Annotated in this window: 5 protein-coding genes; 2 read left to right on the top strand and 3 right to left on the bottom strand. The window is 72.7% G+C overall.

The genetic code is table 11. The features are described 5' to 3' along the window. Positions 1-102 precede the first annotated feature (102 nt). The 3 genes from ACZ54P_RS13115 to ACZ54P_RS13105 all read right to left on the bottom strand — a co-directional run bounded on the left by ACZ54P_RS13115 (position 103) and on the right by ACZ54P_RS13105 (position 12510). Positions 103-5436 carry a type I polyketide synthase gene (locus ACZ54P_RS13115; RefSeq protein ID WP_465461732.1) on the bottom strand — a complete coding sequence of 1778 codons (5334 nt, stop codon included), beginning with the start codon at positions 5434-5436 and terminating at the stop codon, positions 103-105. Between the two features lie 190 nt (positions 5437-5626). Then, complete coding sequence (locus tag ACZ54P_RS13110) at positions 5627-9085, bottom strand: acyl carrier protein (protein ID WP_465461731.1); 3459 nt, start codon at positions 9083-9085, stop codon at positions 5627-5629. Beyond that, positions 9082-12510, bottom strand: coding sequence for a non-ribosomal peptide synthetase (locus ACZ54P_RS13105; RefSeq protein ID WP_465461730.1), 3429 nt, complete (start codon positions 12508-12510; stop codon positions 9082-9084). Before ACZ54P_RS13105 ends, ACZ54P_RS13110 begins: the two co-directional genes overlap by 4 nt. A gap of 816 nt (positions 12511-13326) precedes the next feature. On the opposite strand from ACZ54P_RS13105, the gene ACZ54P_RS13100 reads away from it, so the two are divergent. Then, positions 13327-13449 carry a hypothetical protein gene (locus ACZ54P_RS13100; RefSeq protein WP_465461729.1) on the top strand — a complete coding sequence of 41 codons (123 nt, stop codon included), beginning with the start codon at positions 13327-13329 and terminating at the stop codon, positions 13447-13449. Positions 13450-13585: 136 nt separating this feature from the next. Continuing rightward, positions 13586-14920, top strand: a complete 1335-nt coding sequence (locus ACZ54P_RS13095; RefSeq protein WP_465461728.1) for an MFS transporter — start codon at positions 13586-13588, stop codon at positions 14918-14920. Positions 14921-14954: the final 34 nt, after the last annotated feature.

Here is a 14954-nt window from a genome sequence, read left to right as displayed (position 1 = left end):
TGAAGGCGCTGCTGGCGTGGTGGGTACAGGTGGTCGTGAGTGGCGTTTCGGGTTCTCACCCGAAACGCCACTCACGACCCGCGCGGCGACCACGCCACCGCTTCAGCGCTCGAGCTTCGGGATGGTGGTCCGGGCGGGTTCGGCGGGCGCCTCGGCCTTGTCTGCGCGCAGCTCCTCGATCCGCTCGACCAGAGTGGCCACTGTGGACGCTTCGAACAGCGTCTTCATCGCCAGCCGCGTGCCGGTGGCCTTGCGCACCTGGGCGATGAGCTGGATGGCGACCAGCGAGTTGCCGCCGAGGGCGAAGAAGTCGTCGTGCACGCCGATCTTCTCCACGCCGAGCAGCTCGGTCCACTGGCGGGCGATCTCGGCCTCCAGATCGGTGCGCGGGGCGACGTAGTCGTCCTCCGACACCTTCACCGGCGCTTCGCCTGGTTCGTCCAGCTCCTCGGCGCTGACCCGGCGTTCGATCAGCTCCCGCACCGGGAGGGTGGTGATCACCACCTGTCCGCCGAGGCCGGGTGCCAGCGCTCGGACGAACGCCTCGGCCCCGTCCACCGGCCGGATCCCGGTCGACGTCTTGTCCACAGTGGACACAGTCGACCCAGTGGGCGCCGTGGACGCCGAAGTCAGGCCACCGCCGACGGCGTCCTGATCGACCTGGCGCAGCACGAAGTCCTCGATCGTGACGAGTACGCGGCCGGTCTCGTCACACAGCGACAGATCGGCCGCCACCACCTGGTCGCCGCCGGAGTCGCGGTGGCGCAGGTGGCTGCGGAAACTCGCCGGAAGCGCGTCGTGCACGACGATCCGGCCGTAGCTCATCGGCAGATAGGTGCCGCTCCCCCGGCCGCGGCCGAACGCGGTCGCGACGTCCAGCAGTGCCGGGTGCAACCCCCACGCGCCGAGGTCACCCACCGCCGCATCGGGCGCCGAGATCGTGGCCAGCTCCTCCTGTGCGCCGATGCGGTGTTCGCGCAGCGCCGCCCAGCGCGGGCCGAAGGTGACCATGCTGGTGCGGCCGGTGCCGAAGCCGTTCCCGTCGTCGATCGGCTCGGTCCGCCCCGCCACCGCCTCGATGTCCACAGTGGACGCCGCTTCGGCCTCGACCCATCCGGCGGATCCGCGCACGTGGGTCCGGCTCGCGCCGGCGATGTGGCTGGTCACGGTGAACTCGTCGCCGTCGAACTCCACGCGGTACTCCGCGGTGGAGCCGTCCGGGACGCCGAACGGCTCCAGGAACGCGACGTCCCGCAGTTCGACGACGTGCCCGTCACCGGGCTTCGGCAGTGCCGCGGCCACCGCCGCGCGGACGGTCTCCAGATGTCCCGTGCCCGGTACCACCGGCACCCCGGCGATGCGGTGCTCGTCGAGCAGCCAGTGCGTGGCCGCCGAGACGAGCCCGTGCGCGCCGTCCTCGGTGCGGGTGGTGAGCACGGGGTGCTCGACCGGGCCGAGCGACCGCGACCGGGCGGTCCGGATCGTGGTCGGCGCGGCCACCTCCGCGGCCATGCCGACCTCGTCCCAGCCACCCCAGGCATGCGAGACCAACCGCGCCCGCCAGCCGTGGCTGCCGCGCGCGTAGGCGTCGAGGAAGTTGTTGGCGGCGCAGTAGTCGACCTGCCCGATGCCGCCGACCACGGCGGTGATCGACGAGCACAACGCGACGAAGTCCATGGGCAGGTCGGCGAATGCCTCGGCCAGCGCGAGCGTCCCGGCGATCTTCGGGGCCAGCACGGCCTCGGCCGCGGCCCGCTCCTTCACCTCGGCGACGCCGCCGCCGGGCATCCCGGCGGCGTGCACGATCCCGTCCAGGCCGCCGAACTCGCGCTCGGCCAGCTCACGCACCTCCCGCAGGCGCGCCGCGTCGGTGACGTCGGCGGCGGCGACGTGCACCACCGCGCCCGCGGCCTCCATCCGCCGCACGGCGAGCATCGTGCGCCCGGCGCGGTCGGTGCCGCCGTGCGCGGCGAGGTGCGCGTCCCACTCCGCCCGCGGCGGCAGTCCGGCACGGGCGAGCAGCACGAGCTTCGCCCGCACCCGGCGGGCGAGGTCCTCGGCGAGCGTGATGCCGATGCCGCCGGTCCCGCCCGTGATCAGGTACCGGCCGCCGTCCCGCAGCACCGGCTCGGCGGCCGGGGGCAGTTCGATCTGGGTGTGGTCAAGCACCCAGCGACGACCGGCCCGCAGCGCGACCTCGGCCGCCGCGTCGGCCGGGCGGAACAGCTCGGCGACGGCCTCCTGCGAGCGATCCACGTCGATCCGGCGCACCACCGTGCCCGCGACCTCCAGCGGCACCACCCGCGCGATGCCCGCGAGGGTCGCGTGCTCGGGGCGGGTCAGGTCGGTGCCGGTGACGTCGGCGGTGCCGGTGCTCACGACGTCGATCCGCACCGGCTCACCCCAGGCCTGGACGAGGTTGAGCAGGCTGAAGAACCCGAGATCCTGGGCGGCCATGCCGCGCTCGTGCCCGGCCAGTGTCCAGGCGTGGACGACCCGCTCGGGGCGGGCGGGCAGCGCGGCCACGAGCGCGTCGTAGTCCTCGCGCACGCCGGGGCGGACGGTGAAGCCGGTGTCCGTCGCGGCGAACCCGTCGCCGGGTCGCACCTCGGTGACCGTCACACCCGCCTCGCGCAGCAGTCCGGGCAGGACGTCATCGGCGGCGAAGACGAGGGCGTTCGCGAAGGGCTCGCGTCTCAGATCCGGTTCCGCCTGCCGCCACGCCGGGACCGCGAACCACTCGGACAGGGGCAGCGGACCGCTCCGCCGCGCGGGCTGGGCGGCCGTGATCGGGTCCGGGTCGACCCAGTACCGCTTGCGCGCGTACGGATAGCCGGGCAGCGGTACGAGGTAGCCGGGCGCGCCGAACGTCCGCGGGTCGAGCGAAACCCCGTTCGTCCACAAGAGACCGGCCGCGCCATACAGCGTTTCGACGTCGCCGATGCGCTCGGTACGGCCCGGCAGGCTCGGCTGCGGCGCGGGCATGCCCTTCGGGACCTGGCCGCGGGCCAGGCCGGACAGCTGATGTCCCGGGCCGCATTCGACGAGCGCCCAGCGGCCGCCGCGCGCGAACAGATTCTTGACGCAGTCGCCGAACCGGACGGCCTGACGCAGGTGGGATGCCCAGTAGGCGGGATCGGTGGCCTGGGCGTCGGTGATCCAGTCACCGGTGACGTTCGACAGGAACGGCAGCGCGGGCGCGGTGCGGGCGACGGCGGCGACGGCGTCGGTGAACTCGGCGAGGATCGGGTCCATCATCGGCGAGTGGAACGCGTGCGAGGTCACCAGCTCGCGGCACTGCACACCGCTCGCCTTGAGCGTCTCCGCGAAGTCCGCGATCGCGTCCGACGGCCCGGCCACGACGCACGTGCCGGGCCCGTTCACCCCGGCGATCGCGAGGGTGCCCGGCAGCCGCGTGGCGACGCTCTCCTCGTCGAGCTGGACGGCCAGCATCGCCCCGGCGGGCATCGACTGCATCAGGCGGCCGCGCGTGGCGACCAGGTTCAGCGCGTCGGGCAGGGTGAAGACCCCGGCGACGGTCGCGGCGACGTACTCGCCGACCGAGTGACCGATCATCGCCGCGGGCCGCACGCCCCAGCTCTGCCACAGTTTCGCCAGCGCGTACTCCACGACGAACAGCGCGGGCTGGGTCACGCGGGTTTCCCGCAGCGCCTGCTCGCCACCGGGCCGGAAGATCAGGTCGCGCAGCTCCGGCAGCCCGGATTCGAGCAGCCGCAGGCATTCGTCGACGGCCGCGGCGAACACCGGCTCGGCCTCGTACAGCTCGGCGCCCATCCCGGCGTATTGGGAACCCTGGCCGGGGAAGAGAAACGCCACGTTCGGCTCCCCGGCCTGTGCGGACACCAGGCGCCGGGAGTCCCGCAGCCCGTCGACAGCGTCCTCCAGGTCACGGGCGACGACGACCGCGCGGTGCGGGTACTCGGTACGCCCGGCGGCCAGCGTGTGGGCCACGTCGGCGAGATCGAGGTCGACGTCCCCGGCCAGCCGCTCGGCCAGCCGGTCGACCGCGGCCGAGAGCGCTTCCGCGGTGGTGGCCGACACCCGCAGCAGATGCGCCGGATGCGGCGTCCGGGACCGCTCGAGGACCGGCGCCTCCTCCAGCACGACGTGCGCGTTGGTACCGCCGACGCCGAACGAGCTGACGCCCGCCCGCCGCGGCACCCGGCCCGCCTCCCACTTCGTCACCCCGCTCGCGGGGTAGAACGGGCTCGCCGGGAAGTCGATGCCCGGGTTGGGTTCGTGATAGTTGATGGTCGGCGGGATCAGCCCGTGCTCCATGACGAGCACGGCCTTGATCAGCGAGACCACACCCGCCGCCTGCGACAGGTGACCGATGTTGGACTTCACCGAGCCGATCGCGCACCAGCCGGTGTCCGCGACCCCGTTTCCGTACACAGTGGACAGTGAGGTGATCTCCATCGGGTCGCCCAGCGCGGTGCCGGTGCCGTGTGCCTCGACGTAGCCGATGGTGCGCGGGTCGACACCGGCCATGCCGACGGCCTGCGCGATCGCCTCGGTCTGCCCGGACACGCTGGGCGCGGAGAAGCCGACCTTGGTGGCGCCGTCGTTGTTGATCGCGTTGCCCAGCACGACTCCCCGGATGTGGTCGCCGTCCTCGATCGCCTGCGACAGCCGCTTCACCAGCACGACCCCGGCGCCGCTGCTCCAGACCGTGCCGTTGGCACCGGCGTCGAACGCCCGCACGTGGCCGTCGGGCGAGGTGAAGCCCTCGACACCCATGTAGCCGATGCCGTGCGGCATCTCCAGGTTCACCCCGCCTGCCAGCGCCATGTCGCATTCGCCGTTGCGCAGCGCCTCGCAGGCCAGGTGCACCGCGACCAGGGACGTCGAGCAGGCGGTGAACACCGCGAGGCTCGGGCCGCGCAGGTCGAGTTTGTACGACACCGAGGTCGTCAGGTAGCTCGGCTGGTTGCCGGTCGAGATGCCGATACCACCGTGCTGCGAGGCCATGATGCGCTCGTTGCGCAGCAGGTTCTCCTTCAGGTAGCCGGTGCCGCCAGACCCGCCGTAGACACCGATCGCGCCGTCGAAGCGGGCCGGGTCGTAGCCCGCGTCGGTCAGCGCGGCGTGGCACGACTGGAGGAACAGTCGATGCTGCGGGTCGGTGATCTCGGCCTCGCGGCTGGTCATGCCGAACAGCTCGGCGTCGAACTCGTCGAAGCCGTCGACCACGGCGGTGGCGTTCACCCAGCTCGGATCGTCCACAGTGGCCTCTTCGGCGCCGCGGGCGATCATCTCCTCGCGGGTGGCGGGCACGATCGACTCGACACCGTCGACGAGGTTGCGCCAGAACTGCCGCGCGTCCCGCGCGCCGGGCACGCGCACGTCCAAGCCGACGATCGCGATCGGTTCGGCTCCGGGATCGCCGGTGCCGGTTTCGGGAAGGTGGGTCACGGTGGTGCTCCTATCGGTGTCTGTCGGTGAACCCGCGTCCGCGATCGCGTCGGCAGGGCGCGACCTGGTCTTACCTCTCACGTTGGCGACAGAGGCGCCCTGCCACCGCGATAGCGGGGCCTTCGGCCGGGGCGGGTTCACGCGTTATGTCCCTTTCGCGAAGCAAGTCGCAGCTCCGCCAAACTGGCTCTCAAGGGCCGGCCGGGCCGGCGGTGCTACGGGGTCTTCTGGTCTGGGTGCGGCCGCGGCGGGCGGCGACGCGTTCGGCGGCGCGGGCCAGTTCCGGGGCGGGGGCGCCGCCGGAGTGCAAGTGCGCGGCGAGGGCGCGGACGGTGGGATGGCTGAACAGGTCGACCATCGGGATCCGGCGGCCGAGCCGGGCGGTGATCTGGGCGTGCACCCGGGCCAGCGCGAGCGAATGCCCGCCGACGTCGAAGAAGTTGTCGGTGTGCCCGACCTCGGTGACGCCGAGGACGTCGCACCAGGCACGGGCGATCACGGCCTCGGTCGCCGCAGCCGCCGCCGGGTCCGCGGTCACCGACGGCGGCCGCCGCGGCGGGACCCGGGTCGACGCGGCGGGCGCGGCGGTGCGGACGCCCGCCCGTGGCAGCTCCGGCACGCTCGTGCCGACCGGCGCGTCCGGCGCCGCGGCCAGCGCGGCGAGCAGGGCGACGTAGTCCTCGGCGAGCCCCGCCATCCGGGCGTGGTCGAACAGGTCCGGGTTGTACAGCAGTTCGACGCCGTCGTCGTGGACGTACACCGTGAGGTCGAACGGCGATCCCGGCTTGTCGACCGGAAGCCACGCCGAGGCCACGCCGGGCAGGTCCAGCCGCGGCTCGGTGAAGTTCAGGACGTTGAACATCACCTGCACGAGCGGGGCGTGCGCGGGATCGCGGGGTACGCCGAGCGCCTCGACGAGCCGCTCGACCGGCGCGGCCGGATGCGCGGTCGCGGCGAGCAGTTCCGCGCCGCCGTCACGGACGTGCGTGGCGAAGTCCGCGGTGTCGTCGGCCCGCAGCCGCACCGGCACGATGTCCACGAAGAACCCCGCCACCTCCTGGAACTCGGCGAGCTGCCGGTCCGCGACGACCGTGGCGACCAGGTGGTCGGCCACGCCGGTGAGCCGCCGCAGCAGCTGGCCGAACGCGGCGAGCAGCACCCCGGCGCGCGTCGTGCCGGTGCGGGCGGCCAGTGCCCGGACCGACTCGGCGACACCGTCCGAAAAGGACTGACGCAGGCTCGAGCCCCGATAGGTCTGTACGGCCGGGCGCGGCCGATCCCGTGGAATGTCCACTGTGGCCGGTGCACCGGCGAGCTGTCCGGTCCACCAGGCGACATCCACGGCTTCCCGGCGTTCGTCGCGTCCGGCCCGCCACACCGCGTAGTCCGCATAGGACGCCACCGGCGGCGGCAGCGGCTCGCCCCGGTAGGCCGCTGAAAGATCGGCACAAAGCAGATCTTGCGACCAGCCGTCGAACACCGCGTGATGCAGCGTGAAGCCGAGCACGTGCTCCGTCTCGCCGAGCCGGTAGAGCCGCACGCGCCAGGGAGCATCGCGGTCGAGATGCAGTGGCGTCGCGGCGTCGGCCGCCAGCCTCGACCGCAGGCCGCCCTCGGTCATCGGCACCACCGGCAGCGGAACGTCCGACGGTGGCAGGCGATCCGCCACCGGCGCGCCGTCGACGGCCCGGATCCGCCAGCGGAGCACGTCGTGCCGCTCGGCGACCGCGCGCAACGCGTGGCGCAGCGCGTCCACGTCGAGCGCGCCGGTCAGCCGGAACGCCATCGCGATGTTGTACGGCGCGGCGTCCGGGGCGAGCTGGTCGAGGAACCACAAACGCCGCTGCGGCGGGGACAACGCGGGCGCGTGCCCGGTGGTCAGCCCCGGTCCGGTCAGCGGAGACGCGGCCGCGACCCGCCGGGTGAGCCCTTCGAGAGTGCCGTCGGCGAGGACGTCCTCCGTGGCGACGTCCGCGGCCAGCTCCGCCCGCAGCGCCGCGACCAGGCGCATCGCGGTGATCGAATCCCCGCCCGAGGTCAGGAAATCCGGCCCCGCGCCGTCGCCGAGCACTCGCCGCCAGATGGCCGCCACCGCGCGTTCCGCCGGGGTGCCGAGCGGGCCGAGGTCCGCCCGTTGCCCCGCCAGCACCGCTTCGGCCAGGTCGCGCAGCGCGGGCCGGTCGAGCTTGCCGGTGACCGGGTTGACCGGCAGGCGGTCGAGTACCCGGACCGCGGCCGGGCGCATCGCCGCGGTGAGCCGGTCCCGGCCGAGTTCGTCCACATCGGACGGTGCGGATGCCGGTGCCAGGAAGGCCACCAGCCGGGTGCCTGCCGGGCCGGGGACGGCCTCCACGGCGGCGGCGGCGACGGCCGGGTGGGTCGTGAGCGCGGCCTCCACCTCGCCCAGCTCGATCCGCTGGCCGCGGACCTTCACCTGCCGGTCGGCGCGGCCGGCGAACTCGAGACGGCCGTCGGGCAGCTCACGGGCCAGATCGCCGGTGCGGTAAAGCCGTTCCCCCGGTGTGGTCGGGTCGTCGACGAACTTCGCGGCGGTCAGCTCCGGGCTGCCGAGGTAACCGAGCGCGAGGCCGGGACCGCCGATGAGCAGCTCGCCGACCTCGCCGGGCGCGACCGGCCGCAGCTCGGCGTCCACGACGTACGCCCGGTGGTTCGGTGTCGGACGGCCGAGCGGCAGCGGGTCGGCGGGGAGGCCGGTGACCTCGTCGGTGAGAACCACCACGGTGGTCTCGGTCGGGCCGTAGGCGTTGAAGAACCGCCGTCCCGGCAGCCAGCGCGCGGCGAGTTCCGCGGGCACCGGCTCGCCACCGCAGGCGATGACGCGCCAGCCGGGTACGGCGGCGGGGTCCACCATGGACAGCAGCGTCGGCGTGACGAAGCCCCACTCGACGTCGTGCTCGACGAGGAACCGCCGCAGCCGTTCGGGGTCGGCCCGGTCGGCGGCACCGGCGAGCTGGACCGATCCGCCGTGCGCCAACGGGACGAACACGTCCATGGTGAAGGCGTCGAAGGCGAGGGAGGAGATGCCGAGCGCCCGGGCGCCGGGCCGGATCCCGAGGGCGGCGGCGAATCCGGTGACGAACGCGACCACGTTGCGGTGACTGGTCAGCACGCCCTTGGGGCGACCGGTGGAGCCGGAGGTGTAGAGGAGGTGGACGAGGTCGTCCGGCCCGGCTGGGCACTCGGCGGGCCCGTCCGCGGGCGGGGGCACGTCGAGGGCCTCGATGCCTTCCGTGGCACCGAATTCGGCCCGTGCGCGATTACCGACGACGAGGGAGACCCCGGCGTCCGCGGCGATTTCGGCCAGCCGGGCCTTCGGTCCACCGGGTTCGAGCGGTACGTAGGCGGCTCCGGACAGCAGCACACCCACGACGGTCGAGATCAGCTCCGGCCGCCGGTCGGCGCAGACCCCGACGCGGGCGCCGGGCCCGGCGCCGTGAGCCCGCAGCAGCCGGGCGACGCCGGTCGCCGACGCGACCAGTTCGCGGTAGGTGAGCCGGACGGCGCCCTGCCGGACGGCGACGGCGCCCGGGGTGCGCGCGGCCTGGGCGAGGATCAGCCCGGTGAGCGTGGTGTCCGGATAGGACAGTGGCGGGCCGTGGCCGCCCGCGACGGGCAAAGTGTCGGTCACCGAAGGCTCCCCTGATCGGATGTGTGGTGAGACGGTGGGTCGATCCAGTGCCGCTCCCGCTGGAACGGATAACCCGGCAAGGGGACGCGGCCCGGTTCAGCGCCCGCGGCCCACCCGACGTCGCCGCCCCCGACCCAGTGGGCAGCCAGGTCCCGCTCCGCCCCGGCCGGGCCTTCGACGTCGGTTCCGTTCGCCAGCACCGCATCGAGCGCGGCGACCGCCGCCGCGACCGAGTCCGCCACCACGGCGGCGCGGCACGCGAACGCCCGCCGGACGGAAAGCGTGTACGCCGCGTCCCCGAGGTCCGGCGCGTCCGTGGCGAGCCGCTCGCGCAGCCGGGAAACCGCCGCGCGCAACGCCTTCGGGTCACGCGCGGACACCGGCAGTACGAACAGACCGCTCGCCGCCTGCCGTGGTGGGGCGGCAGGGGCCTCCTCCACGATCACGTGCACGTTCGTGCCGCCCATGCCGAACGAGCTGACCCCGGCCACCCGCCGCTCACGGGCGGGCCAGTCGGCGGCCTTCGCCGGGACGTACCAGGGGCCGCCCGCCAGGTCGACCTCCGGGTGCGGGGCCGTGAAGTGCAGGCTCGGCGGGATGACGCCGTGCCGCACGGACAACACGGCCTTGATCAGCCCGGCCACGCCCGCCGCCGCGTCGAGGTGCCCGATGTTCGTCTTCACCGAGCCCAGCGCGCATGTTTCCGGCGGCGCGTCCCGGTAGACGCGGTTGAGCGCGGCCACCTCGATCGCGTCGCCGAGCGGGGTGCCGCTGCCGTGGGCTTCGAGCAGCGCGACCTCGTTCGGGGCGACCTCCGCGATGGCCAGTGCCTCGGCCACCGCGGCCGCCTGCCCGGCCGGTCCGGGCACGGCGTAGCCCGCGCGGTCCGGGCCGTCGTTCGTGATCGCCCAGCCGGGCAGCACGGCGTAGACGTGGTCGCGGTCGGCGAGCGCGTCCGCCAGCCGCCGCAGCACGACCACCCCGGCGCCCGAGCTGAACCCGGCACCCGCCGCGGCGACGTCGAACGCGCGGCACCTGCCGTCCGGCGAGACGAGCCCGCCGCCGCGGTACCGCGGCCACGTCACGTTCGCCCCGCCGGCCAGCGCGACGTCGCACCGGTAGTCCGCGAGACTCTGCGCGGCCAGCGCCACCGCCGCGAGCGAGCTCGAGCACGCGCTCTGCACGGCGATCGCGGGCCCGGTCAGCCCGAGCCGGTAGGCGACCTGGCCGGGCAGGTGGTCGGAGAGCTGGCGGCCGGTCAGCCGGCCCTCCCAGTCGTCCGGGTCGACGTCACCGGTCACCGCCGGGTTGCCGAACAGATGGAACAGGAAGTAGCGGTTCACCGAGGTCGCCGTGAACACCCCGACCGGCCCGGTCTCGGCGGCGGGGTCGCGTCCCGCGTCCTCGAGTGCCCGCCACGCCGTTTCGAGGAACAGCCGGTGCTGCGGGTCGGTCCGCGCGGCCTCGTCGGCGGTGAACCCGAAGAACCCGGCGTCGAACTCCTCGACACCCTCGATCCGGCCGCCCGCCCGCACATACGCCGGGTCGGCACGCAGGCCGGGCCCGATGCCCAGCACCGCCAGCTCGTCGTCGGCGTAGTCGTGGATCGAGTCGACGCCCGCGCACAGGTTCCACCAGAACGAGGCGGCGTCCGGCGCGCCGGGGAACCGGCAGGCCAGCCCGACGACGGCGATGAGATCCCCGGCCGGCTCCTCGGCGGTGACCGGCGGCGGAATGTCCGAAGTGGACTCCGTGAGCCACGCTGCCTGCCCGGCGATCGTCGTCCGCTCGAACAGGGCGAGGAGCGGGACGTCCGCCCCGAACTCGTCGGCCAGCCGCACCTGCACCCGGCCGAGCCGCAGCGAGTCGCCGCCCGCGTCGAAGAACGCCTCGGTGCGCCCGACCCGGTCACGGCCCAGCACCGCGCACCAGATCCGGTGCACGCGTTCCTCGGCCGGGGTCAGCCGCTCGGCCGGGACGGTCGCGGTCGAGCGCGGGTCCGGCAGCGCCCGTTCGTCGAGTTTTCCGGTGACGGTCAACGGAAATTCGTCCAGCACGGCGACGGCCGCGGGTACCGAGTAGCCGGGCAGGACGGCCGCCAGCGCCACCCTCAGCAGCTGGCCGTCCGGACGCGGGCCGGCCGCGGTCACGTAGGCGAGCAGGTCGCCGTCACGCACGATCGCGCGGGCCTCGGCCACGCCGGGCTGTTCGGCGAGCCGGGCCTCGATCTCGGTCAGCTCCACCCGGAAGCCGCGCACCTTGACCTGCCGGTCGAGCCTGCCGAGGCAGACGACGTTCCCGTCCGGCAGCAGCCTGCCGAGGTCGCCGGTCCGGTAACGACGGCCACCGTCGGCCGTCACCCCGAACGCCGGGCTCGGCTGGTCGAGGTAGCCGCCGACGAGATGCCGCCCGCGCACTTCGAGTTCGCCGCTGTCCAGCACGGCGAGGGTGAACCCGGGCAGCGCGCGCCCGATCGGCAGCGGCCCGTCGGCGGCCGGGTCCAGTTCGGCGGCGGTCGTCCGGTACTGCGCGGCGAAAGTCACCTCGGTGGCGCCGTAGCCGTTGACGAACACGCAGTCCGGCGCGAACCGGCCGCGGCGGACGTCGGCGTGGGTCGCCTGCTCGCCGCCGAGCAGCACCGTCCGCACCGACGGGAGGCCCGTCTCGCCGAGGATGTCGAGCAGGTGCCGGTAGACCGTGGGCGTCGAGTGGTAGACGGTCACCTCGTGCCGGGCCAGCTCGCGCGCGGCGTGGGCGAGTCCGTGCGCGCGCAGGTCGACCGGCACGAGCGCGGCACCGGTGAGCAGTGCCGGGTAGAGATCCGGGATCGCCGCGTCGAAGCCGAACGACGCGAGCAGGCTGAGCCGGTCGGCCGCGGTGATGCCGAGCGCGGCGATCTGGTTGTCGACGACGTGCAGGAGGTTCCGGTGGCTCTGCGCGACCGCCTTCGGCCTGCCGGTGGACCCGGAGGTGAACAGCACGTACGCCGGGCTGTCCGGATCGATTTCCGGTACCGGGAGCGGCGCGGTCTCCGTGCCCGAGTGCACGAGCCGCGCGGATCCGGTGCGGCACAAGAACTCCGCCAGCTCGACGTACTCGGGATCGGCGAGCACGGCGGTCACCCGCGCGGCCGCGAGCTGGTACTCGAGACGCTCCCGGGGGAAGGTGGGGTCCAGCGGGACGTAAGTGCAGCCCGCGGCGAGGGTGCCGAAAAGCGCCGCGATCGCGGCGCTGCCGTGCCCGGTGACGAGCCCGACCCGCTCCCCCGGCCGGACACCGGCGTCGCGCAACCGCAGCGCGCGGCCGCCCGCGAGCCCGGCGAGCCCGGCGTAGGTGAGGCCGGTACCGTGCTCGAAGACCGCGATCCGGTCGGGCGAATGCCGGACGTGCACGTCGAATCTTTCGACGCAACCGATTTGGGTCATCGGGCGTCGAGCAGTCGCTCCGAGGTTTTTCGGACGCGCGACAACAACGGCGTGGACTTCATCTTGCTCCCCAGTGAACATTCCGGTGAAGAATTACGCAAGGTTAAGTCGACCGGGCGCGTCGAGGAATACGGATTCCTTCGATTTAGTCCGAATAGCCCACGATCTTGGACCACATGTTGCAGCTGACCACGTCTTTCAGCCCAATCTGCGGGCCGGTCCGCACTTCGCGCCCGACTTGCCGACCACCTTCGACACTCGATCAATTACGTTCAGTAATGCGTCGGAGATTAACTGACACCTTGTCGCGGAATACGTTCACGAACCACTGGCGGCCGATTCTCTGTAATCGATTCAGAAATGCGACCGCGCCGTCTTACGATGAATGTCGCGTTCGCGTAACTTGTTCGGCACGGTGGCGTGCTCGACACCCGGGTGATCGTCCACCCGCCCACCGACCGACCCGGCGTCCAGCGCGAGATGGGCTGGGTTGGTCGTGAGTGGCGATTCGGGTTCTAACCCGAATCGCCACTCACGACCACAGCGACTCGACTACGCCACTTTTCCTCAGCCATCGGAAAGAACCGTCGTCACCACGCATGGCCTTCCGGCACAGGGTGAGGGAAATTTCGAGGGACTCTGGGTCCCTCAAGGACTCCTTCACAGCCCAGCCGCTGCCCGATCCCGCCAACTCCACCACGACACGCACGCCTTACCCCTCTATAACCCTCATTGGCACTCACAACCCAGAGATCCGGACATAGAGCCGTCAATCAGACATTCGGTCGCCGGGCAATGTCCCTTGTAGACACCGGCATGGCTTTCGCCGGAGACACTGGAGACCGCGGCCGCGCGAGCATCCACTTTACCTTCGTGGTCGAACTGCCCGCCGGCGACAACGTGCCGGCGGCGGAACAGCTCACCGCCCGGTGGCCGTGAGCGGCCGACATCGGCGCTCGGAATGTTTGCGCGATCCCGCCACCGCCGTCTATCTTCCTCCGTGTCCGGATGACGTCTCAAGGTGTCCGAATATCGAACGCGGCGCCTGATCCGGCCGACTCGACGAGGAGTGAAAGTGACGAACGTGCCCGCCTCGCACGAAACGGCCGGGCCGAGTTCCGGCGGCGTCAGCCGGTCGGCGTTCAGGCGGGTCCTGGCGGGTAGCACCGCCGGCGCGGTGCTGGAGTGGTACGACTTCGCGCTCTACGGGATCCTGGCGGCCACCGTGCTCGGGCCGCTGTTCTTCCCCGGTGGCGACGGGTTCGCCCAGCTGCTGCTCGCGCTGGCGACACAGGGACTCGGCTTCGTCGCACGCCCGATCGGCGGCATCGTCTTCGGGCATCTCGGCGATCGCCTCGGGCGCAAACCCATGCTGGTGACCACTTTCCTGCTGCTCGGCCTGTCGACCTCCGCGATCGGGCTGCTCCCCACCTACTCCCAGGTCGGCATCGGCGCGACGATCTCGCTCGTCGTGCTGAGGCTGATCCAGGGGTTCGCCCTCGGTGGCGAGTTCGGCGCGGCGGTGCTGATGGTCAGCGAGTACGGAAGCCCGAAGCGGCGCGGCTTCTGGTCGGCGTGGCCGCAGGCGGGAGCGCCGCTGGGCACGGTGCTGGCCACGGCCGTGGTCGGCGGGATCGCCTTGGTACTCCCCGAAAACGCCTTCGACGAGTGGGGGTGGCGCGTCGGTTTCCTGTTCGCGATCCCGCTCCTGGTCATCGGTTTCTGGATCCGGCGGCGCATCGACGAGTCGCCGGCGTTCCAGGCGGCGCGGGCAGCGGCGGACGTCGTCCGGGAGCGGTCGAGCATCGTCGAGACACTCGCCCACCCCGGTCCTCTCCTCCGCGGTCTCGGCGTGCGGCTGGGCGAGAACGTGGCCTTCTACGTCTACACCGTCTTCGTGGTCGCCTATGCCACGAAGACCTTCGGTTACGACAAGCCCGACGTCCTCCTCGCCGTGGCCGTCGGATCACTGCTGCAGTTCGCGGGAATGCTGGCCGGCGGCCACTGGTCGGACCTCGTCGGACGGCGTCTCGCCATGCTGGTCCCGGCGGCGGGCCTCGCGGTGTGGGCACCGGTCTTCTTCGCCGTCGTCCAGGCCGACAATCTGGTTCTGCTCTATCTCGGCATCGGCGTCGGTGCGGCACTGCACGGCCTTTTGGCCGGACCGGAAGCCGCGTGGATCGCCGAACTCTTCCCGACCCGCCGCCGGTTCGCCGGGGCTTCCCTGGTGTTCCAGGGCTCCTCGATCGTCGCCGGCGCGCCCGCGCCGCTCATCGCCGTCTGGCTGGTCGAAAAACAGGGTCCCACGGCGGTCGTGCTGTACCTCGTCGGCACGATCGCCGTCACCCTCGTCGCGCTGCTCCTCAGCGCCGAAACCCGGGGTGCCGACCTGAATTCCGACAGCAGGTGACTCGAGAATCTTCAAGTCGTCCGGCCACCGTGGT

This window comes from Amycolatopsis sp. NPDC034160 (genome assembly GCF_055575355.1).
Note: the sequence above shows the minus strand (reverse complement) of the source record. Positions and strands in the feature narration are given on the sequence as shown.

Excerpts from the sequence above, each read along its gene's own strand:
- ACZ54P_RS13100 (WP_465461729.1), top strand. The coding sequence starts at position 13,327 with ATGGCTTTCGCCGGAGACACTGGAGACCGCGGCCGCGCGAGCATCCAC.
- ACZ54P_RS13105 (WP_465461730.1), bottom strand. The coding sequence starts at position 12,510 with ATGACCCAAATCGGTTGCGTCGAAAGATTCGACGTGCACGTCCGGCAT.